The following is a 21,213-nucleotide window of genomic DNA, read 5'->3' as shown; positions in this document are numbered from 1 at the left end:
GTCGGGAAGGCGGGGGCAGGGTGTCGGAACGGGAGATCGCCGAGCAGTATCTGGTCGGGTACGCCCAACTGCTGGCGGACGTCGCGGCTTCCGGCCGCCGGCTGACCCGCGACGAGATCGAGGCACGGCGCGCCCTCGGCGAACGGGCCGCCGAATCCGGCCACGGGCTGCGCGCCCTGGTCGGCGCCCATCTGGCCGCCACCCGCGCCGCCTGGCCCGGCTCCCCCCGCACGGCCGACAGCACCCTCGCCGCCATGCACCAGGCCGTCGACGCCTTCGCCGAGGGCTACGAACGCGCCCAGCGCCTGGCCGTGCGCCAGGAGGAGGCCGCCCGCCGGGAGTTCATCGACGACCTGCTGCACGGGCGCAGCAACCCGGGCCGGCTAGCCGAACGCGCCGAACGCTTCGGCCTGCTCCTGTCCCACACGCACGCCGTCGCGGTCGCCCGGGGAGCGGCCGCCTACGACGAGGGCGACCCGGCCGCGCGCCAGGTGGAGCAGGCGCTCATCGGCCGCTTCGGCGACCGCAGCGTCCTGCTCACCACGAAGGACGGCCGGCTGCTGTGCGTCGCGCCGGGCGACCAGGACGAGGTGCTCACCTACTTCGCCCGGCAGGCGCACGCGGCGACGGACGGCGGGCGGATCGCGATCGGCCGCGCCCAGCCCGGCCCCGGCGGCATCAGGCAGTCCTACGAGGAGGCGCTCAACAGCCTCGAACTGGCCGAGCGCCTCCAGCTCGACGGGCCCGTCCTGCGCGCCGCAGACCTGCTGGTCTACCCGGTCCTCACCCGCGACCGGCAGGCCATGGCCGACCTCGTCCTGAACGCGCTCGGGCCGCTCACCGCCGCCCGCGGCGGCGCGCAGCCCCTGCTCGACACCCTCACCGTCTACTTCGACTGCGGCTGCGTCGCCGCGGAGGCCGCCCGGCGGCTGTCGTTGAGCGTGCGCGCCCTGACGTACCGTCTGGAACGCATCCACCAGCTCACCGGCGCCGACCCCGCCTCCCCGACGCACCGTTACATGCTCCAGACCGCGGTCATCGGCGCCCGGCTGCTGGACTGGCCGGCCACCGACCTGTGAGCCTGGCCGGCCCGGTCAGCGGTAGTCGGGGTTGGCGTGGTCGAGGCGGCAGCCCGCGTCCCATTCGGATCGCTGGTTGCCGTGCGCCGGAATGCCCCGGGCCCGCTTGAGCAACGCCGCCAGATGCATCAGGTTCCAGGTCATGAAGGCCGTGTTGCGGTTGGTGAAGTCGTTCTCCGGACCGCCCGAACCCGGGTCGAGGTACGACGGCCCCGGTCCCGCCGCGCCGATCCAGCCCGCGTCTGCCTGCGGCGGGACGGTGTAGCCGAGGTGCTGGAGGCTGTAGAGGATGTTCATCGCGCAGTGCTTCACACCGTCCTCGTCGCCGGTGACGAGACAGCCGCCGACCCGCCCGTAATAGGCGTACTGACCACGGTCGTCGAGCAGGCTGGAGCAGGCGTAGAGGCGTTCGATCACCCGCTTGGTCACCGAGCTGTTGTCGCCGAGCCAGATCGGTCCGGCCAGCACCAGGATGTCCGCGGCCATCACCCGTTCGTACAGCGCCGGCCAGGCGTCGACGGCCGCGCCGTGCTCGGTCATGTCGGGGTACACGCCGGTCGCGATGTCGTGGTCGACGGCCCGGATCACGTCCGTGGCGACCCCCGCGCGCGTCCATGATCGCGCGACTTCTGTCGATCAGCCCCTGGGTGTGGCTCTGCTGCGGCGACGGCTTGAGGGTGCAGTTGACGAACAGGGCGTTCAGGTCGTCGAAGCGGTATGCGTCATCGGCGGGGCGGTCGGGGACGGCGACGCTGCCATGGCGGGCTCCTCGGGGGGGGGGACGGACGGCGGTGGCCCGGCGGCCGGGCCGGGCTCGGCAGCAGCGCCTCGCGCGAAGGCTCCGTGTGCCGACTCGACGCACCGGCACACGGAGCCTGTTCCCGGCGCGCCACCCGCCGGGCCCCACTCTTGTCCGGAACTCTTACGGGCCGGTGACGTGCCCGGCGTGGCGCTGGAGCGGCGTGGGCCCGGGACCTAGCGTGCGAGCCATGCGTGTACTGGTCACCGGCGGTGCCGGGTTCATCGGATCCCATGTCGTCGAGGCGCTGGCGGAACACGGGCACGAGGCCGTGGTGCTCGACGTGCGCGCGGAGCCGGGCGCCGACGTCCGCGACGCGGCGGCGGTACGGCGCGCCCTGTCCGGCGTGGACGCCGTGTGCCACCAGGCGGCGATGGTCGGACTGGGCGACGGCTTCGCCGACGCGGCGGAGTACGTCTCCCGCAACGACCTCGGCACGGCGGTGCTGCTCACGGCGATGGCCGAGGCGGGAGTGGGCCGGCTGGTGCTGGCCGGGTCGATGGTGGTGTACGGCGAGGGGCGCTACCGGTGCGAGCGGCACGGGGTGGTGCGGCCGGGGCCGCGGGCCGTCGCCGACCTGGCGGCCGGTCGGTTCGAGCCCCGGTGCCCGCACTGCGGCGAGGAGCTGACGCCGGGGCTGGTCGGCGAGGACGCCCCGGCGGACCCGCGGAACGTGTACGCGGCCACCAAGCTCGCCCAGGAGCATCTGGCCGCCGCGTGGGCCCGCGCGACAGGTGGTTCGGCCGTGTCGCTGCGCTACCACAACGTGTACGGGCCCCGGATGCCCCGCGACACCCCGTACGCGGGCGTCGCCTCCTTCTTCCGCTCCGCGCTCGCCCGCGGCGAGGCCCCCCGCGTCTTCGAGGACGGCGCGCAGCGCCGGGACTTCGTGCACGTACGGGATGTGGCGGCGGCCAACCTGGCCGCCCTCACGGCCGCCCCCCGGGAGGGGACGCTGACCGCGTACAACACCGGAAGCGGCGAGCCGCACACCGTCGGGGAGATGGCGCGGGCGCTCGCGGCCGCCGCCGGCGGGCCGGAGCCCGTCGTCACCGGGGAGTACCGGCTCGGCGACGTCCGCCACATCACCGCGGACTCCGCCCGCCTGCGGGCCGAGCTGGGCTGGACGGCCGGGACCGGATTCCAGGAGGGGATGCGCGAGTTCGCCCGGTCCCGCCTGCGCGGGGACGCCGGGTAGGTCCCGACCGACCGCTCCGGGGACGCCGGGCGGAAGTCCCGGCCCGACCGCCCTGTCGCGCGGGCACTCCCCCGCGGGCCCGGACCCGGCCCGGCCGCCGGGGCCGACCCTTGCGGGCCCGCTCAGGCCCGGGCCGTCGGCAGGATCACCTCGAAGCGACAGCCGCCGGGGATGTTGCGTACGGCGGCCCGTCCCTGGTGTGCCTCCACGATGCCGCGGACGATGGCGAGACCGAGACCCGCGCCGGCCGGAGGAGTACGCGCGTGCGTCCCGCGCCAGCCGGTGTCGAAGACCCGCGGCAGATCCGCCTCGGGAATACCGCCGCAGCCGTCCGTCACCGAGAGGACCACGCCCTCGGGCGACCGTTCGGCCGCCACCGCGACCGTGCCGTCCGCCGGTGTCCGGCGGATCGCGTTGACCAGCAGGTTCCCCAGAACCCGGCTCATCTCCCTGCCGTCCACCTCCACCGGCACCGGTTCGACGCGGCCGCCGACGAGCCGTACGCCGTGCTCACGGGCGAGGGGGTCGGCTCCCGCCAGGGCGTCGCCGACCAGGTCGTACAGCGACATCCGGGAGGTGGACAGGGCGAGTGCCCCGGCGTGGATGCGGGACAGTTCGAACAGGTCGCCCACCATGTCGTTGAGCCGCTCGACCTCGGTGCGGATCTGGCGCAGATAGCGGGCCGGGTCCGCGGCGACCCCGTCCTCCAGCGCCTCGGACATCGCGCGCAGACCGGCGAGCGGGGTGCGCAGGTCGTGCGAGATCCAGGCGACGAGCTCTCGGCGGGAGGACTCCAGGGCCCGTTCACGGTCGCGGGACTCGGCGAGCTTCGCGCTGGTCGCGGCGAGTGCGCCGCTCAGCGCCTCCAGCTCGGCGGTCGCCGGGCCGTCGGGTGCGGCGAAATCGCCGCCGTCACCGAAGGACCGGGCGGCGAGCGTGAGCGCCCGGCTGCGGGCGACCACCCAGCGGCCCAGCAGCGACGCGGTCGTCAGGGACACGACGGCCGCCATCGCGACGACCGTCGTCACGACACTCAGATCGTGTGCGGACAGGAACATCGCCCAGGCCACGGCCAGCGTCCCCGCGAGCATCGCGGTCACCGCCACGGCGACGACCACGGCGAGCGACGCGGTCAGCGACCGCCGCCGGATCAGCCACAGCAGAGCCACGCCCGGCACCCCGGCGGCGACGGCCCCCAGGAGGGCGAACAGGGCGATGAGGAGTATGTCCCGCACAGATCACACCTCCCTTGCCGTGGTGCCGGAACCGGACGCGGTCGCGGAACCGGAGGCGGGTGCGAACGCGGAACCGGGAGCGGACCCGGAAGCGGTCACCGACCCTGATCCGGACCCGGACCCGGCCGCCTCGAAGCGGTACCCCACCCCCCACACCGTCTGGATCAGCCGGGGCCCGGCCGGGTCGTCCTCGATCTTGCCGCGCAGTCGGCGGACATGGACCGTGACGGTCGACAGGTCGCCGAACTCCCAGCCCCAGACCTCGCGCATGAGGTCCTCGCGGCCGAACACCCGGCCCGGATGGCGCAGGAAGAAGGCGAGAAGGTCGAACTCGCGCAGGGTGAGGGCGAGTTCGGTGCCGTTCTTGGTGACACGGCGGGCGTCCGGGTCCACGGTCAGACCGGCCGCGCTCAGCGGGCGCTCGCCGGTGCCCGGCCCTCCGGTTCCGGCGGGCCGGGTGCGGCGCAGGACCGACTCCACCCTCAGTACCAGTTCCCGGGGGCTGAACGGCTTGGTGACGTAGTCGTCCGCGCCCACCTCCAGCCCCAGGATCCGGTCGTCCTCGTCCCCGCGCGCGGTCAGCATGATGACCGGTACCGGGCCGTGCTCCCGGATCCGCCGGCAGACCTCGAGGCCGTCGATACCGGGCAGCATCAGGTCGAGCACCACCAGATCCGGCCGGTGCGCGGCGGCGCGGGCCAACGCGGCCGGCCCGTCCCCGGCGCGGTCCACGTCGTACCCGGCACGCTCGAGGTAGCCGGAGACGACCTCGGCCACGGTGGGATCGTCGTCGACGACCAGGACCCGGGCGGCCCCGGCCCGCCTCGACCCGTACGGCTGTTGCTCCATGCGGCCAGCCTCGCACCGCACGGCCGCCGGTTCCGTCCGCCACCACCGACGTCCGTGTTTCGTAAGGAGCCGACATCCGATATGCGGCTTTTGCGTCCGTAGGGTGAGAAGCGTGACGACCTCTCCCACACCCCCGGACGTCGACGTGGTGCTCCCCTGTCTGAACGAGGCCGGGGCCCTGCCCTGGGTGCTGGAACGCATCCCGCCCGGCTGGCGCGCCCTCGTCGTGGACAACGGCTCCACGGACGGCTCGGCCGAGCTCGCCCGCGGCCTCGGCGCGACCGTCGTGCACGAGCCGCGCCGTGGCTTCGGCGCCGCCTGTCACACGGGGCTGACCGCGGCCACCGCGGACATCGTGTGCTTCTGCGACTGCGACGCCTCGCTCGACCCGTCGCTGCTCGTCCCCTTCGTCCGCGAGGTACGGTCCGGCGAGGCCGACCTCGTGCTCGGTCGGCGCCGCCCGCAGGGCCGGGGGAGCTGGCCCGCGCACGCACGGGCCGGCAACCTCGCGCTCGCCCGGATGCTGCGCCGCCGCACGGGCCTGCGCCTGCACGACCTCGGCCCGCTGCGGGCCGCGCGCCGCACCTCTTTGCTCGCGCTCATGCTCACCGACCGCCGTAGTGGGTACCCGCTCCAGATGGTGGTCCGGGCCGCCGACGCCGGCTGGCGGGTCACCGAGCACGACGTGCCCTACCTTCCGCGCACCGGCGTCTCGAAGGTGACCGGCACCTGGCGCGGGACCTGGCAGGCGGTACGCGACATGCGCCGGGTGCTGGCCGAGCCGCCGTTGCCGCGCCGGGACGGCCCCCCGGGCCGGGGCCGCGGCACCTCCGGCCCGCTCTCCTCTCAGCAAGGGGGAAACTCCCGGTGACCACCCTTCTCGTCATCGCCAAGGAACCACTGCCGGGACGGGTGAAGACACGGCTCACCCCGCCGTTCACTCCCCGGGACGCCGCCCGGCTCGCCGAGGCGGCCCTCGTGGACACACTGCGCACCGTGGCGGCGACCCCCGCGGGGCGCCGCGTGCTGGTCCTGGAGGGACGGCCCGGTCCCTGGCTGCCGCCCGGCTTCGACGTCGTACCGCAGTGCGCGGGCGGCCTCGACGAACGGCTGGCCGCCGCCTTCGCCGGTTGCGCCGGCCCGGCCCTGCTGATCGGCATGGACACCCCGCAGGTGACGCCCGGGCTGCTCACCGTGGACTTCACCGGCCACGACGCCTGGTTCGGACCCGCCGAGGACGGCGGGTTCTGGGCTCTGGGCCTCGCCCACCCCGACCCCGCGCTGCTGCGCGGGGTGCCGATGTCGAGTCCGACGACGGGTGCCGTCCAGCGCGCACGGCTGGTGGCCGCCGGGTTGCGGGTACATGATCTGCCGCGGCTGCGGGACGTGGACACCGCCCGGGACGCCGAGGCGGTCGCCGGGTCGGCGCCCCGCACCCGCTTCGCCGCGGAACTGGGCCGGCTCCGGGCGGTCGCCGGCCGATGAGCACCTCCCGTGAGTTCGCGCCGCGGACGACCACCGGAAAAGCCCGTACGGACAGCCGGCCGCGCCGCCTCCTCGACGGCGTACCGCCCTCCTGGTCCGCCACCGCCTACGCCGACGCCCTGGACGCCGGGCAGGGCCCGCTCTTCCTGCGCCGCACCGACGGGTGGCTGCTGCCCCTGGAGGTGGAGCGTTGGTGCGCGGCGGCGGACGCCGCGGACGTGTCCGTCCTGGAGCGCTGCGAGGGGACCGTGCTGGACATCGGCTGCGGACCCGGCCGGCTGGTCGCCGCCCTCGGCGCCCGCGGACTGCCCGCCCTCGGCATCGACGTCAGCGAGGCCGCCGTCGCCCACACGATCCGCCTCGGCGGGCGGGCGCTGTGCCGGTCGGTGTTCGATCCGGTCCCCGGCGAGGGCCGCTGGTCCACCGCCCTGCTCCTGGACGGCAACGTCGGTATCGGCGGCGATCCCGTGGCCCTCCTCGACCGCGTCACCCGCCTGGTCGTCCCCGGCGGTCTGCTGATCGCGGAGACGGTGCCGGTGGACGTCGACGAACGCGCCCACGTCCGTATCGTCCACCTGGCCGGCGCCCAGGGCGGCGCGGGCGCCCCGTTCCCCTGGGCCCGCCTGGGCACCCCGGCCCTGGCCCGGCACTCGGCACGGGCGGGCTGGCACCTCGAGGCTCAGTGGACCACCGGCGGCCGTTGCTTCGTCGCCCTGCGCAGCCGCCGCACGAGCAGCAGTGCCGAGCCGGCGAACAGCACGGCGGTGACGAGCAGCCAGCGCGCCAGGAAGCCGTCCACGGACCGCCCGGTGGCCAACAGATAGCGCTCCGCCACCCGGCCGCTGATCAGCGGGAACCACACGAGCAGCAGCAGCCCGGACAGGACGGCGGGCACCCGGACGTACATCACGTGTGCCCGGTGCCCGCCCGCCGCCCCGGTCAGCGCGCGGTCCGCCGCCGAGTACAGGGGCAGCAGCACCAGGTCGTGCAGCAGCGCCACCCCGACGAACCACAGCACCACCTGCCACCAGGTGTCTCCGCCGGCGAGCAGCCGCACACCGGCGTAACCGGCGAGGGCGAACGAGCAGCCGAGCAGCAGCAGTTGCAGGGGACTGCCCAGGGCGAACCGAGGTGGCAGCAGCGCGCGGGGGCTCATCGGAGGTCTCCGAACGTCATCCGGCCCACCCACTTGGTGTTCAGGACACCGGGAGCCGCGGGCACGATGACCCGCGCCGGATAGCCGTGGTCGGGGGTCAGGTCCTCACCGTTGGCGAACAGGGCGAGCAGGGAGAGCGGGTCGCCCACCTGGTTGGCGCGCAGGGCGGCCCGGCGGAAGGCGCCGTGCCGCTGCACCGACTCCACCAGGACGTCCACCGGATCGTCGTGGCCGACCAGTCGGGCGAGGTCCCGCAGCCGTACGCCACGCCACCACTGATCGGACGTCGACCACCCCTCGACGCACGCGATGGGCAGCGCCGAACTGTGCAGCCCGAGCCCCAGCAGGTCCGCGCGGCTCAGCCGGACCCGGCCGGTCCGGCCCGTGAGGACCAGCCGCCACACCTCGCCGCCGGTCTCGCGCGGGTCGATGCCCGCGTACGCGGCCGTCTTGTTGATCTGGAAGCCGCCGGGGCCGCTGCCCGGATCCCCGCCACCGTGCGGGGCGAGCAGAGCGGTCTCCCGCAGCGGGCCGTCGAGGCTCTGCCCGGCCGTCGTGACGAACAGCAGCGCCGACCCGGCGCCGACCAGGCCGAGGGCCCCGCGCCGGGACACGGTGGGCTCGGCGGGGTTCGGCGGGACCAGCTCGTCGCCTTCCTCGACGCCCGTGCCGCCTTCCGCCGCCGCCTCGGGTTCGCCGGCTCGTATCCGGCGCAGGTTGCGCACGGCCGCGGGCGTCTTCAGGGCGGCGTGCGCGACGAACGCGGCGAAGAACACCCAGGCCCCGTAGAAGTGCAGCGGATAGAAGGAGCCGGGGAAGACGTAGTCGAGCTGGATGTTGAGCACGCCCGTCGTGAACTCGAAGAGCGCGCCTCCCACCAGCAGGAGCAGCGAGACGCGCTCCAGCGCGTGCGCGACGGACCGCGCGGGCGGCAGGGCGAACAGCCTGGGCACGACCGACCAGAGCTTCGCCAGCAGCACGGGGACGAGCGTGATGCCCAGCGTGACGTGCACGCCCTGGGTGAGCCGGTACAGCCAGACCGGGCCGCTCGGCCAGGAGAAGAGGTAGAAGCCGAGGAGCCCCTTGTCCGGGGTCGTGTCGTTCACCGGCGACAGGTCCGGGTTGTACGCGGCGTACGACACCAGTCCCGTCACGAACATCACCGTGATCCCGCCGAGCAGGACGACGCCGAGGACGGACGTGAACCAGGGGCCGCGCACGGGGCTGCGCCAGAAGCCGGGCGAGGAGGGAAGCCGTTGGTCGGACATGTCCCGACCGTAGGCCGGTCGGTGGCCCGGAAGGGGGCGTGACTCATGACGAAACGCTGACGTCCCGGCTCGGTGTGACCGGTCGCGCCGCCTTTCGGCCTAGCGTTCCCGGCGTGATCCCCGCTCGCCTCCGTGACCTCGGCGCCGCACTGGCCGCCGCCCTCCTCGTCCTGGCGGCCGTGCTGGTCGGCCGCCACATCCAGAGCGCCCACCACACGCTGTTCGTGCACTGGCCGCCGCTGTTCGCCGAATGGGACCCTCATGTCGGGCCGGGCACCCCGGCCGCCGTCGCGGTGGCGGCCGCGGTGGTGGCGTACGGGCCGGTCGCGACCGCCCGGCTGCGCTGGCGGCCGCTGCTCGCCGCGGCCCTCGGCACGGCGCTGGCCTGGACCTGGTCGCTGGCCCTGGTCGACGGCTGGCAGCGGGGCGTCGCGGGCCGGCTCACGACCCGCAACGAGTACCTGCGGGTCGTCGACCGCTTCCACGACATCCCGGCCGCCCTGCGCGGTTTCGACGACCACATCCTGAGCGGCTCGCCCGCCCCCTGGCCCGCGCACATCGCCGGACATCCGCCGGGCGCGACCCTGACCTTCGTCCTGCTCGACCGGATCGGTCTGGCCGGCGGCGGCTGGGCGGGGGCGTGGTGCATCACCGTGGGCGCCACGGCGTGCGTGGCGGTACTGATCGCGCTGCGGGTGCTGGCCGACGAGGACCTCGCCCGGCGGGCGGCACCGTTCCTGGTGCTGGCCCCGGCCGCGGTGTGGGTGGGCGCCTCGGCCGACGGTTACTTCGCGGCGGTCGCCGCCTGGGCGGTGGCCCTGCTCGCGCTCGCGGCGACCGGACACCGGCCCCGGGCCGCGGTCTTCGGCTCCGGCCTGCTGTTCGGCCTGACCTGCTATCTCTCGTACGGGCTGGCACTGTTCGCGCTGATCGGGGCGGGTGCGCTGGTGGCGGCGGGCGACCTGCTCCGGCCCGGGAGCCCCGGCCGGTCCGGGGGCGGGACCCGGTATCGCCCCTGGCTCCGGGCGCTCCCGTTCCTGCTCGCCGGTCTCTCCGTCGTCCCGCTCGTGTTCACGCTCGCGGGCTTCGACTGGTGGGAGGCCTACCACCTGTTGGTCAAGCGCTACTACGACGGCGTCGGCGGCACCCGACCCTACGGCTATTGGGTGTGGGCGAACCTCGCGTGCACCGTCTTCGTCGTCGGCCTCGCCGGTGCGGCGGGACTGAACCGGACCGGCACCGCACTCGTCCGGCACCACCGGACCCGGCCCGGACCTGACCGCGCGTCCGCCGCCGAGGCCCGTCTCGCCGTGCTCGTCCTGTCCACCGTGCTCGCCGTCCTTCTCGCCGACCTGTCCGGGATGAGCAAGGCGGAGACGGAACGCATCTGGCTCCCGTTCGCGCTGTGGATCCTGCCGGGCTGCGCCCTGCTGCCGCACCCCCGCGCCTGGCTCATCGCGCAGGCCGCCCTCGCCCTGCTCCTCAACCACCTGCTGCTGACGGGCTGGTGACGGAATTCGGCCCGGCCGAGAAAAAACGGCTCGGGTCCGCACCCGACGAGGTGCGGACCCGAGCCGAACAGTGTGCGTACGCGTACGTCAGGCGGGAACGATGTTCTCGGCCTGGGGGCCCTTCTGGCCCTGCGTGACGTCGAAGGTGACCTTCTGGCCTTCCTGAAGCTCACGGAAGCCGGAGGTGGCGATGTTCGAGTAGTGGGCGAAGACGTCGGCGCCGCCACCGTCCTGCTCGATGAAGCCGAATCCCTTTTCCGAGTTGAACCACTTCACGGTGCCGGATGCCATGTCGATATCTCCTCACGGGGCAGTACCCGGAAGCCCGCACGGTGCGCGCCTCGCGCCGCTGTGATGATTGCCCCGCCCGGAAGGAACCGGCACTTTCTGGGAACCACAGCCGCAATTGAGCTGAACCGTAGCACGGCAGATTCCGAAAACCCGCAGACATTGCCGCGACATACCCCGTCGACCCCGAAAGCAGCTCCGGAAATCATCCGAATATATTTTTCCGGCGACACGGGCATGCGGCACGTGCATAGAGGTGCGCACGGGACCGCTCGACCCCGAAGTCGGTGCCGGGCCACGGTGATGATCATGGAAGCGCCGCCGGCGAGGACCTCCGGCCGGAGCCGGCGCATCCCCGCGCGACGGGGAGTCGCACCCGCTCAGCGCCCGCCCCACGCCCCCACCGGGGCCCCTCGGGCACCCCCGAGGGGCGGCCCGAGTGAAAGGAAAAACACATGAGCAGTCTGTCCCGACCTGTGCTAACGTGATAGCAGTTGCAGTTTTGGTTACCAGAGACTTCGAGTGCTCTCCCGACCTCCCGTCGACGAGCACTCTTTTTCTTTGCCATCGCTGCGACTCCGGATCTGCGCAGTGCAGATTCCGGGCAATACCCCAAGGGAGATTCAATATGGCATCTGGCACCGTGAAGTGGTTCAACTCGGAAAAGGGATTCGGCTTCATCGAGCAGGACGGTGGCGGCGCCGACGTCTTCGCCCACTACTCGAACATCGCCACCTCCGGCTTCCGTGAGCTTCAGGAAGGCCAGAAGGTCACCTTCGACGTCACGCAGGGCCAGAAGGGCCCCCAGGCCGAGAACATCGTTCCCGCCTGACGTACGCGTACCACATGGCTGGGACCCGCACTTTTTTGTGCGGGTCCCAGCTCATTTGCATTTTCTCCGGCTCAATTCTTGCGAATCCTCGTACGGCCCGACGCCGACGACCGGAATTCCTCGATTCGTGCCGCATCGAGGAAGGGTTCTGAATGGACCGCACAGCTCGCAAGAAGTACAGCACCGACACCGGCTCCGCCCGCTCCCGCAGCGGTTCGTCCCGGTCGGCCAGGAACACCGGCCGCGGGGGACCCAAGGGCCGTACCGGCGCTTCCCCGGCGCGTCCCACGGAGTTCGCGCTCCCGGTCACCCGCACCGAGGGGCTGCCGCCGGTCGAGGAGTTCGCCGAGCTCGACATGCCCGCCCGGCTGCTGACCGCGCTCGGCGCCGAGGGCGTCACGGCGCCGTTCCCGATCCAGTCGGCGACGCTGCCCAACTCGCTGGCGGGCCGGGACGTCCTCGGCCGCGGCCGCACGGGCTCGGGCAAGACGCTCGCCTTCGGTCTCGCCCTGCTGGCCCGGATGGACGGGCAGCGGGCCGAGGGCCGCCGGCCGCTGGCCCTGGTCCTGGTGCCCACCCGGGAACTGGCCCAGCAGGTCACCGACGCGCTCACCCCGTACGCCCGCGCGCTGCGGCTGCGCCTGGCCACGGTGGTCGGCGGCATGTCGATCGGCCGGCAGGCCACCGCGCTGCGCGGCGGGGCCGAGGTCGTCGTCGCGACGCCCGGACGCCTGAAGGACCTCATCGACCGGGGCGACTGCGACCTGAGCCAGGTCGCGATCACCGTCCTCGACGAGGCCGACCAGATGGCCGACATGGGCTTCATGCCGCAGGTCACCGCGCTGCTCGACCAGGTCCGTCCCGACGGACAGCGGATGCTGTTCTCGGCCACCCTGGACCGCAACGTCGACCTGCTGGTGCGCCGTTACCTGGACGACCCGGTGGTCCACTCGGTCGACCCGTCCGCGGGCGCCGTCACCACGATGGAGCACCACCTGCTGCACGTGGAGGAGACCGACAAGCACGCCACCACCACGGAGATCGCCGCCCGCGACGGACGAGTGATCATGTTCCTGGACACCAAGCACGCGGCGGACCGGCTGGCCAAGAAGCTGCTGGCGGTCGGTGTCCGCGCGGCGGCCCTGCACGGCGGCAAGTCCCAGCCCCAGCGCAACCGCACCCTGGCGCAGTTCAAGGACGGCCAGGTGACGGTGCTCGTGGCCACCAACGTCGCGGCGCGCGGCATCCACGTCGACAACCTCGACCTCGTCGTCAACGTCGACCCGCCCACCGACCACAAGGACTACCTGCACCGCGGCGGCCGCACCGCCCGCGCGGGCGAGTCGGGCACCGTCGTCACGCTGGTCCTGCCCAGCCAGCGCCGGGCCATGACGCGGCTGATGGCGGACGCCGGGATCACCCCGCAGACCACCAAGGTGCGCTCGGGCGAGGCCGAACTGAGCCGGATCACCGGCGCCCAGACCCCCTCGGGCGTGCCCGTCGTCCTCGCGCCCCCGGTCGTCGAACGCCCCCAGGGCGGCGCCCCGGCGCGCCGGGGCGGAACCGGGAACGGAACCGGAAACGGAACCGGGAGCCGGAGCAGTCGCGGCCGTGGGCGCGGCCGACCGGGCCAGGCAGCCCGCCGCAGCGCCTCCACTCCCGCCTCCGGCCAGGGTGGCGGCCGCTCCTCGGCCCAGGGCGGCGCTCGCTCCTCGGCCCAGGGCGGCGCTCGCCCGTCCGGGCAGGGTGACGGTCGCTCGTCCAGGCAGGGCGGCGGTCGTTCTTCCGCCCAGGGCGGCGGTCGCGCCTCCGGCCAGGGCGGCGGTCGTTCCTCCGCCCAGGGCGGCGGTCGCTGACCGGGACGGCTGAGCCATCCGGTCCCACGGGTCGGCCGCTCCGGTGCTCCCGGACCGGCCGGCCCGTCGTTTTGTCCCCGTCGATCCCGGTGCGTTGGACTAGGCTCCTCAGCCATGTCACACCCTGATGATCTGCTTGTCGGCATCGCCGCGATGGTGGAGTCGGAACACAGCAGCCGCATGTCGCTCACGGTGGTGGTCCCCGGCGCCGTCATCACGGGCCGGCTGGCCCCCGAGGCACTGTGGAAGGAACGGGTGGCCGAGGTGCTGCGGGACTCCGCGCAACTCGCGCACTTCGCCGCCGCGTTCGCGCCGTCCGCCAAGGCCGGCGACGACGAGCCGCCGCGGGGCGCGGTCCGGCCCACCCACCTCCACTTCCATGTCGCGCGCATCCTCCAGGGCAGCTTCGGCATCCCCGACACGGGCGGCATGTACCGGGTGGCGCTGGAGGACGTGAGCGCCTGGACGATCGGGGACATGGGCTACTCCGACCAGTAGCCGGAAAGGCCCCGTGAAGGTCCCGGAAACAGCGCCGGAAAAGACCCCGGCCCGGAAAGCGTCCCCGCTTTCCGGGCCGGTGTCCTCGGTCTGCCTCGTGCTCAGCGTCAAGCGGGACGGATGTTCTCCGCCTGCGGGCCCTTCTGGCCCTGCGTGACGTCGAAGGTCACTTTCTGACCTTCCTGGAGCTCACGGAAACCCTGGCTGGCGATATTCGAATAGTGGGCGAAGACGTCCGGACCGCCGCCGTCCTGTTCGATGAAGCCGAAACCTTTTTCCGAGTTGAACCACTTGACGGTTCCGGTAGCCATACACATTCTCCTTCAGGGCCTGCCGGAGGAATCACACCGCGTGATTCCTCCACGTCGCCGAGATGATTGCCCTGCCCGGAGATACCGGAGAATTCAGAGACGCACCGCCGAACCGGACCGGCCGTGCGGCTCGAAATGCCTGGGAACCAAGACCGCAACTCACTTCGACCGTAGCACGGAACCCGATTTCCAGCCCGTCGTGCAGATTTCTGTACGACTTTTGACGTTTGACGTCTGACACCTGCCCATTCGGCGTCCGATCGCTTGATCATTCGATGTCCGGGCGCCGATTGTCCGATCGCCAGATGCTCGGCATTCAACATTTGACGGCTGAAATTTCACCGGTTCGGGTGCCCTGCCTCCGGAAGCCGCCCGGGGGCAGCCATGAGTGGGCCATCATGACCCCGCTCGGTCCCACCCCGCTCGTCGGGGACCGTCGGCAGGAAGGCACCCCCGTGGCCATGGACGGGATGTACCGCAGGTCCCTGCTCGGCCTGGTCGCCGTCACGGTACTGGCCACGCTGAGCGTGCTGGCCCGGCCCGCGGTCGAACCCGGCCCCGAGCCCTCCCGCCCCCCGGGCGGACCGCAGTCCGCCTTCGGCGCCTACCTCGGGTACGACTCCGACGGCGTCCGCCGGGTCGCACAGCTCGGGACCTGGCTCGGCCGGACGTCGGCACCACGGGTCGGGCACGTGTATCTGCCGGGCGACCGCTGGAGCAACATCGAGGGCGCCCCCGGCTATCTGGAGCTGTGGGCGCGCTGGCGCAGGGCCCGCCCGGACCGTCTGTTCGTGCTCAACGTGCCGATGCTGGAGCGCACGGAGGCGCACCTGCCCGACCGCACGGTCCGCGCCGAACTGCGCCTCGGCGCGGCGGGACGCTACGACGGACACTTCCGCACGCTGGCCGAACGGCTGGTCCGGCTCGGGGTCCCGGACACGGTCGTCGTGCTCGGCTGGGAGATGAACGGCGACACCTACACCCACCGCTGCGGCCCCGACCCGCAGGCCTGGCAGCAGTACTGGAGAAACATCGTCACCGCGATGCGGTCGGTGCCCGGTCAGCGTTTCCGGTTCGACTTCACGCCCAGCCGGGGCCGGGACGCCGTCCCCTGGACCGACTGCTACCCGGGGGACGACGTCGTCGACATCGTCGGCATGGACGCCTACGACCAGCCCGAGGGGCTCTCCTTCGCCCTGCAGGTGACGGAGCCGTACGGTCTGCGCGACCAGGTGCGGTTCGCGCGGGCGCACGGCAAGCCCGTCTCGTACCCCGAGTGGGGGCTGTACCGCAACGGCGACAACCCGGCCTACATGCGGGGCATGCTCGACTGGTTCGCCCGGCAGCGGCCGGTCTACCAGACGATCAGCGACTACTGCCCGCACGGGGTGTGGCGCTGTCCCGGCAATCCCGAGGCGTCCGCCGTCTACCGCTCGCTGCTGGGGGACGACCGCGGACCGCGGTGAGCGGGCCGGACCTCACAGGCGTACGCCGTGCCGTCGCAGCCAGGGCAGCGGGGGCACCGCCGACCCCAGGTAGGGAGTGACCCGCACCTCGAAGTGCAGGTGCGGGCCGGTGGCGTTGCCGGTGGCGCCGGAGGCTCCGAGGTACTGGCCGGCGGCGACCCGCTGTCCGGGGCGTACACCGATCCGGGACAGGTGCGCGTACTGGGTGAAGTAGCCGTCGCGGTGCCGGACCACGACCTGGTTGCCGAAGCCGTCCCCGCAGGAGACGAGGACGACGGTGCCGGGTCCGACGGCGTGCACCGGGGTGCCCGTGGGGACGGCGAAGTCCTGACCGGTGTGGCGGTGCCGCCAGCGGCCTCCCGGGGCGGCGTACCCGGCCGACAGCCGGTAGTCGCTGGTCGGCGTCACCCAGCCGGTCGGGGCGTGGTGCGGTCGGTGGCTGCGGCGGCCCGGCGCGCAGTCGGCCGCGGGACGCCCCAGGCCGGGCTGGGCCGCCGCCAGTTCCCGCCACAGCCTGCTGCGGATGCCGGCCCGGCGGCGCTCGGCCGCGTGCAGCCGGGTGACCGCGTGGCCCAGGGCGGCGCGCAGCTCCCGGGCGTCGGCCGCCACGCCCGACACGGCGGTCGGCGTGGTGGTGGGGGCGGCGGAGGGGACTGCGGTGGAGTCTGCGGTGCGGTCCGCGGTGGGGTCCGCGGTCGGCACGGCGGTGGACGGGTCGGCGGGGAACGCGGTGGGGACGTCGGTGGGGACCGCGGTCGGGAAGCCGACGAGGTCGCCGTCCGGCAGATCGCCCGTACCGGCGCCGACGTCCGGGTCCCGACCCGTACGGGCGCCGCTGCCCGGGTCCTGACTCCTACGGGTGCCGCTGCCCGGGTCCCGGCCCGAACGGGAGACGGGGCCCGCCTCTCGGGCGAGCGTACGGACCCGTGCTTCCGCCTCCTTCGTCTCGGTGCGCAGGCGGGTCACCTGGACCCGCAGCCGGTCGGTACGCGCGCGGGCCTTCTCGTAGGCCGCGGTCTGCCGGGCGGCGGAGTCGAGCAGCCGGTCGAACCCGTCGCGGGGGCGGCTCTCACCGGGCGCCTCGGGACGGCTGTCGTCGTGGGCTGGCACGCGGCTGACGGCGTGCGCGGTGCTCGGGAGGAACGCGAACAGGAGCGCGGCCAGGGCGACGCCGGCGCGGGACAGGAGTCGTCGGGAGTGGTCTCGTCGCATTGTCCGATCGTCGGATGCCGGACGCCCCCGCTCCACGAGGTGGCCGCGCACCCGCGCCAGGTTCCGTCGAACAGCCCATTCCCAGGGCCGCTCGGGACCCCCGGGGGAGGTCCCCCGGGGGTCCCGATCCGGCGTCGCTCGCGGGTCAGACGGTCCGGCCGTGGCCCCCGGAGTGGTACACGGCCAGGGCCCAGATCACGAAGATGTCCATCGCGACCACGATGATCGACCAGACCGGCTGGTAGGGCAGGAAGAGGAAATGGAGGATGATGCTCAGGCAGGCCAGCACGATGCCCGCGACCCGGGACCACGCGGCGCCCTTGAGGATGAACGCACCGACGACGACCCCGATGATGCCCAGGATCAGCAGGATCCAGCCCCATCCGGTGAGATTGATCTTGTAGATGTACGCGCCGAACCGGACGTAGATGTCGTCCTTCGCGATGGCGGAGATGCCCTCGAGGACGGCCAGGATTCCGTTCAGCAACAGCAGGACACCCGCGAAGGTGACCCCGCCCGTGACCCAGCCGGAGTTCACCGGCGGCTGGGTGGCGGCGGTGCGGTGCGCGCTGTCCCACTTCGGCTGAGGCTGCTCGGTCATTGCCGTACCCCGTCTCGTCGTTTCCGTCGTTTCCCGTCCCCCTCGACCGTCCACCCGGATCGAGCAAGTCACCACAGGGGTTGGGCCGTACGGGTGGCCCCGCATGCGGCCCGGCCGGTACGGCCCTTCACTGGTGCCGGAACGACCGAACGCACACGACCGAACGCATCGAGCGATGGAGGCGACATGGCCGGTTACCGGGGACGCTGGGCTAAGGGCACGGCGGGAGCGGCGGTCCTGGCGGCGGCGCTGACCGGCTGCTCCGACGGCGGCAGCACGGCGACGAGCCCGGCCAGCAAGGCGGCCTCCGCCGTGGCGTCGGCGGGCGCCCGCGCGACGGCGGCGATCTCCTCGCTCGCCGCGCAGGCCACGGAGGCCATCTCGTCGGCGACGGCGGAGGCCGGCCGCAGGCTCGGCGAGGTCAAGAACGGCATCGAGGCCAAGGACGACGTACAGCTGGGCACCCCGGCGACCGCCCCCGACGGTCGCACCACGGTCGGCATCACCGTGAAGAACACCGCGGACGCCACCAAGTCGTTCGCCGTCCAGGTCGTCTTCAAGGACTCCGGCGGCAAGTTGGTCGACACGGTCGTCGTCACCGTCTCCGACGTACCGGCAGGCAGGACGGGCACGGCGACCGCCCGCAGTACGCACAACCTGTCCGGCGAGGTGAAGGCAGAGGTCGGGTCGGCACTGAGGTACTGAGGTACTGAGGTACTGAGGTACTGAGGTACTGAGGTACTGAGGTACTGAGGTACCGAAGTACCTCAGTACCCAGGTGGCGACACCAGCGGCGGCCGCCCGCCGAAGCGAGGTGCCGCTTTGCCGGCGACCTTGCTATTTCTTTACCAAACCTAGAGGCTTTGACCGGCGCCGCATCCGTACTGCTCTGCGTCAGACCCGTCCCCCGCCCTGCGGACGGACGCATCCCCGACCGGGCAGGAGGCACGGTGCGCTTTTCGCGGAACGCGATGGGAACCCTCTTCGTAGGTGGTGCCCTGAGCCTGACACTCGCCGCACTGGCCTACCCCTCGATGCTGGGGCTCACCACCGTCTCGACGGCCCCCTCACGGGTCATCGCCCAGACCCAGTGGGGGCCGCTGACCGAGGCGGACCGGGACTTCGTGGTCAAGGTGCGCGCGGCCGGTCTGTGGGAGTACCCGGTCGGTCAGATCGGCCTGCAGAAGGGCCAGTCGAAGGGCGTCATCACGGCGAGCCAGCACCTGATCGACGGGCACGCGGCGCTGGACACCACCTGCCGCAAGATCGCCCCGATGCTGAACATCACGCTCCCCAACCTGGCGAGCCCGCAGCAGCAGGGGTTCGTCACCACGCTGAACGCGGACACCGGCAAGCAGTTCGACGTCGACTTCGCCAACATCCTGCGCATGACCCACGGCTCGATCTTCAACACGGTCGCGAAGATCCGCTCCACCACCGAGAACACCCTGGTGCGGGCGCTGGCCGACCAGGCCAACGACACCGTCCTGGACCACATCACGGTGATGGAGAAGACCGGCCTGGTCGACTTCGACCAGGTGCTCTTCCAGCAGACCACCCCGCCGAAGCTGCCCGACACGGACCTGACCCCGCCGCCGCCGGCCGTGGGCCAGCCGGCCGTGGTGCTCACCCCGCCGCCGACCGCCACGGCCACCCCGGTCGACCTGCCGCCGCCCTCGAAGTGAGCCGAGGCCACCGCGATCGGGCAGGACGAGGCTTCTAGGCGAGCCAGACGGTCGTGTCCGGTTCGAGCTGTCCGTCGCCGTCCAGGGGGACGCTGCTCAGCAGCACCTCCCCGGGCGGCAGCGGGACCGGCGCGTCCGACAGGTTGGTCACGCACCGCCAGCTCCCGGAGCGCGCGAACGCCACCACCCCGGGCGGGGTCCCCTCCACCCAGGTCAGCTCCTCGCCCTCCAGCAGCTTGCGGCGCAGCCGCAGGGCCGTGCGGTAGAGCTCCAGGGTCGAGCCGTCCGCACCGTCCTGGGCGGCGACGGCGTACGACGCGAAGGACGCCGGCTGCGGCAGCCACGCGCCGGCCGCCCCGAAGCCGTACGACGGACCCGTCGTCGTCCACGGCAGCGGCACCCGGCACCCGTCGCGGCCCTTGCGGACATGGCCCGTCTGTTCCCAGACGGGGTCCTGGAGGACCTCGAAGGGCAGGTCGGCGACCTCGGGCAGGCCGAGTTCCTCCCCCTGGTAGAGGTAGGCCGCTCCGGGCAGCGCCAGCATCAGCAGCGTCGCCGCCCGGCCCCGGCGCACCCCCGCGTCCGCGGCGACGGCGGGCGCGCGGCCGCCGGAGAGCAGCCAGGCGTTGTCGTCGGTGCCCGGCGGCAGCGACAGCCGGGAGGCGTGCCGCACGACGTCGTGGTTGGACAGCACCCAGGTCGCGGAGGCGCCGGCCGTGCGGGCCGTGGCGAGCGAGTCGGTGACCACCGCGCGCAGCTCGTCCGCGTCCCAACCCGCCTGAAGGTACTCGAAGTTGAAGGCCTGGCCGAGTTCGTCCGGGCGGGCGTACAGGGCGCGGCGGGCGCCCGGCACCCAGGCCTCCGCGACCGCCGTGCGCGGCGGCGTGTAGGCGTCGAGGACCCGGCGCCAGTCGCGGTAGATCTCGTGCACCGCGTCGCGGTCGTAGTAGGGGTGACTGCCGGGCGGCACCCGGTCGAGGGCCTCCTCGCCGGTCGCGCCCACGCCGCCGACGTCCCGCAGCGGCTCGGCGAGGTCCTTGGCGAGCGCGTGCGCGACGTCGACGCGGAAGCCGTCGACCCCGCGGTCGGACCAGAAGCGCAGGGTGGTGCGGAAGTCGGCGCGGACCTCGTCGTGGTCCCAGTTCAGGTCGGGCTGCTCGGCGGCGAAGAGGTGCAGGTACCACTGGCCGTCCGCGACCCGGCGCCAGGCGCTGCCGCCGAAGACGGACTGCCAGTCGGTGGGCGGGAGTTCGCCGTGCGCGCCGCGTCCGTCCCGGAAGACGTACCGGTCGCGGGCGGCGGATCCGGGGCCGTCGCGCAACGCCTCCTGGAACCAGGGGTGCCGGCGGGAGGTGTGGTTGGGCACGATGTCGACGATCACCTTCAGGCCCAGCCGGTGCGCCTCGGCGACCATGGCGTCGAAGTCGTCCAGGGTGCCCAGGCGCGGGTCGACGTCGCGGTGGTCGGCCACGTCGTAGCCGCCGTCGGCGAGTTCGGAAGGGTAGAAGGGGCTGAGCCACAGGGCGTCGACCCCGAGGGCCGCGAGGTGGTCCATCCGCTCGGTGACGCCGCGGATGTCACCGAGCCCGTCACCGTCGGCGTCGGCGAAACTGCGGGGGTAGACCTGGTAGACGACGGCCTGGCGCCACCAGTCGGGGTTCCTGGAGGAGAGGTCGGGCAGTTCGGGCACGCGATGTCCCTTTCGGTGCGTTCGGACAGGTCCGGGCAACACCCACAAGCCTGTCCACATTGCCGGGAAGGCGAACGTTCGGGCGCTCCGGAAGGGACCATTCCCTGTGTGGCGGAATGGTGATGAAGCGTGAACCGCCCCTCCATAGAGGCAGGTTGACAGCTCTCGGCGACGACATCCACGATGGGCTGACG

Annotated in this window: 20 protein-coding genes and 1 pseudogene; 12 read left to right on the top strand and 9 right to left on the bottom strand. The window is 73.0% G+C overall.

What is annotated here, in order from left to right; translation table 11 throughout:
* Positions 1-20 precede the first annotated feature (20 nt).
* A complete protein-coding gene (locus ACZ60B_RS04055) occupies positions 21-1,079 on the top strand; it encodes a PucR family transcriptional regulator (RefSeq protein WP_469383944.1) in 1,059 nt (352 codons plus the stop codon).
* Between the two features lie 15 nt (positions 1,080-1,094).
* Here ACZ60B_RS04055 and ACZ60B_RS04050 read toward each other — a convergent pair.
* Positions 1,095-1,782, bottom strand: a pseudogene (locus tag ACZ60B_RS04050) (flavodoxin family protein).
* Between the two features lie 286 nt (positions 1,783-2,068).
* On the opposite strand from ACZ60B_RS04050, the gene ACZ60B_RS04045 reads away from it, so the two are divergent.
* The gene (locus ACZ60B_RS04045; RefSeq protein WP_469383942.1) at positions 2,069-3,076 is read left to right on the top strand and encodes an NAD-dependent epimerase/dehydratase family protein; all 1,008 of its coding nucleotides are present in this window, start codon (positions 2,069-2,071) and stop codon (positions 3,074-3,076) included.
* A 122-nt stretch (positions 3,077-3,198) separates the two neighbouring features.
* On the opposite strand, the gene ACZ60B_RS04040 is transcribed toward ACZ60B_RS04045, so the two are convergent.
* Together ACZ60B_RS04040 and ACZ60B_RS04035 are read right to left on the bottom strand one after the other, a co-directional pair.
* Positions 3,199-4,311 carry a sensor histidine kinase gene (locus ACZ60B_RS04040; protein ID WP_469383940.1) on the bottom strand — a complete coding sequence of 371 codons (1,113 nt, stop codon included), beginning with the start codon at positions 4,309-4,311 and terminating at the stop codon, positions 3,199-3,201.
* A gap of 3 nt (positions 4,312-4,314) precedes the next feature.
* The gene (locus ACZ60B_RS04035; protein ID WP_469383938.1) at positions 4,315-5,160 is read right to left on the bottom strand and encodes a response regulator transcription factor; all 846 of its coding nucleotides are present in this window, start codon (positions 5,158-5,160) and stop codon (positions 4,315-4,317) included.
* 103 nt (positions 5,161-5,263) lie between these two features.
* Here ACZ60B_RS04035 and ACZ60B_RS04030 point away from each other — a divergent pair, with 103 nt between their 5' ends.
* The 3 genes from ACZ60B_RS04030 to ACZ60B_RS04020 are packed head-to-tail and all read left to right on the top strand — an operon-like array spanning position 5,264 to position 7,469.
* On the top strand, positions 5,264-6,031 hold the full coding sequence (locus tag ACZ60B_RS04030) for a glycosyltransferase family 2 protein (protein WP_469383936.1): 768 nt from the start codon (positions 5,264-5,266) through the stop codon (positions 6,029-6,031).
* Positions 6,028-6,645 carry a TIGR04282 family arsenosugar biosynthesis glycosyltransferase gene (locus ACZ60B_RS04025; RefSeq protein ID WP_469383935.1) on the top strand — a complete coding sequence of 206 codons (618 nt, stop codon included), beginning with the start codon at positions 6,028-6,030 and terminating at the stop codon, positions 6,643-6,645. The genes ACZ60B_RS04030 and ACZ60B_RS04025 overlap by 4 nt, the downstream gene beginning before the upstream one ends.
* Positions 6,642-7,469: a class I SAM-dependent methyltransferase gene (locus ACZ60B_RS04020; protein WP_469383933.1), complete on the top strand. Its 828-nt coding sequence runs from the start codon at positions 6,642-6,644 to the stop codon at positions 7,467-7,469. The genes ACZ60B_RS04025 and ACZ60B_RS04020 overlap by 4 nt, the downstream gene beginning before the upstream one ends.
* A gap of 328 nt (positions 7,470-7,797) precedes the next feature.
* On the opposite strand, the gene ACZ60B_RS04015 is transcribed toward ACZ60B_RS04020, so the two are convergent.
* A complete protein-coding gene (locus tag ACZ60B_RS04015) occupies positions 7,798-9,069 on the bottom strand; it encodes a molybdopterin-dependent oxidoreductase (RefSeq protein ID WP_469383931.1) in 1,272 nt (423 codons plus the stop codon).
* A 74-nt stretch (positions 9,070-9,143) separates the two neighbouring features.
* Between ACZ60B_RS04015 and ACZ60B_RS04010 the strand changes: the two genes are divergently transcribed.
* Positions 9,144-10,580 carry a hypothetical protein gene (locus ACZ60B_RS04010; protein WP_469384094.1) on the top strand — a complete coding sequence of 479 codons (1,437 nt, stop codon included), beginning with the start codon at positions 9,144-9,146 and terminating at the stop codon, positions 10,578-10,580.
* A gap of 87 nt (positions 10,581-10,667) precedes the next feature.
* Here the strand turns inward: ACZ60B_RS04010 and ACZ60B_RS04005 are convergent, their stop codons facing one another.
* Positions 10,668-10,871, bottom strand: a complete 204-nt coding sequence (locus ACZ60B_RS04005; protein WP_030379203.1) for a cold-shock protein — start codon at positions 10,869-10,871, stop codon at positions 10,668-10,670.
* A 625-nt stretch (positions 10,872-11,496) separates the two neighbouring features.
* Between ACZ60B_RS04005 and ACZ60B_RS04000 the strand changes: the two genes are divergently transcribed.
* The 3 genes from ACZ60B_RS04000 (at position 11,497) to ACZ60B_RS03990 (ending at position 14,054) form a co-directional block, all read left to right on the top strand.
* A complete protein-coding gene (locus ACZ60B_RS04000; RefSeq protein WP_030379203.1) occupies positions 11,497-11,700 on the top strand; it encodes a cold-shock protein in 204 nt (67 codons plus the stop codon).
* Between the two features lie 152 nt (positions 11,701-11,852).
* On the top strand, positions 11,853-13,556 hold the full coding sequence (locus tag ACZ60B_RS03995) for a DEAD/DEAH box helicase (protein ID WP_469383928.1): 1,704 nt from the start codon (positions 11,853-11,855) through the stop codon (positions 13,554-13,556).
* A 114-nt stretch (positions 13,557-13,670) separates the two neighbouring features.
* A complete protein-coding gene (locus tag ACZ60B_RS03990) occupies positions 13,671-14,054 on the top strand; it encodes a hypothetical protein (protein WP_469383926.1) in 384 nt (127 codons plus the stop codon).
* Positions 14,055-14,161: 107 nt separating this feature from the next.
* Here the strand turns inward: ACZ60B_RS03990 and ACZ60B_RS03985 are convergent, their stop codons facing one another.
* Positions 14,162-14,365, bottom strand: coding sequence for a cold-shock protein (locus tag ACZ60B_RS03985; protein ID WP_152891085.1), 204 nt, complete (start codon positions 14,363-14,365; stop codon positions 14,162-14,164).
* A gap of 470 nt (positions 14,366-14,835) precedes the next feature.
* Between ACZ60B_RS03985 and ACZ60B_RS03980 the strand changes: the two genes are divergently transcribed.
* Positions 14,836-15,831: a glycoside hydrolase family 26 protein gene (locus ACZ60B_RS03980; protein WP_469384092.1), complete on the top strand. Its 996-nt coding sequence runs from the start codon at positions 14,836-14,838 to the stop codon at positions 15,829-15,831.
* A 12-nt stretch (positions 15,832-15,843) separates the two neighbouring features.
* On the opposite strand, the gene ACZ60B_RS03975 is transcribed toward ACZ60B_RS03980, so the two are convergent.
* Entirely contained in the window at positions 15,844-17,043 is a 1,200-nt protein-coding gene (locus ACZ60B_RS03975) for a M23 family metallopeptidase (protein ID WP_469383924.1), read from the bottom strand.
* Between the two features lie 145 nt (positions 17,044-17,188).
* Positions 17,189-17,644: a DUF7144 family membrane protein gene (locus tag ACZ60B_RS03970; RefSeq protein ID WP_469383922.1), complete on the bottom strand. Its 456-nt coding sequence runs from the start codon at positions 17,642-17,644 to the stop codon at positions 17,189-17,191.
* Between the two features lie 186 nt (positions 17,645-17,830).
* Between ACZ60B_RS03970 and ACZ60B_RS03965 the strand changes: the two genes are divergently transcribed.
* Complete coding sequence (locus ACZ60B_RS03965) at positions 17,831-18,349, top strand: FxLYD domain-containing protein (protein WP_469383920.1); 519 nt, start codon at positions 17,831-17,833, stop codon at positions 18,347-18,349.
* Between the two features lie 266 nt (positions 18,350-18,615).
* Positions 18,616-19,329: a DUF4142 domain-containing protein gene (locus ACZ60B_RS03960; RefSeq protein WP_469384091.1), complete on the top strand. Its 714-nt coding sequence runs from the start codon at positions 18,616-18,618 to the stop codon at positions 19,327-19,329.
* A 34-nt stretch (positions 19,330-19,363) separates the two neighbouring features.
* On the opposite strand, the gene ACZ60B_RS03955 is transcribed toward ACZ60B_RS03960, so the two are convergent.
* Complete coding sequence (locus ACZ60B_RS03955; RefSeq protein ID WP_469384090.1) at positions 19,364-21,010, bottom strand: glycoside hydrolase family 13 protein; 1,647 nt, start codon at positions 21,008-21,010, stop codon at positions 19,364-19,366.
* Between the last annotated feature and the right edge of the window lie 203 nt (positions 21,011-21,213).

The organism is Streptomyces sp. NPDC104096 (assembly GCF_055584385.1).
This window is presented reverse-complemented; position numbering and strand designations above follow the sequence as displayed.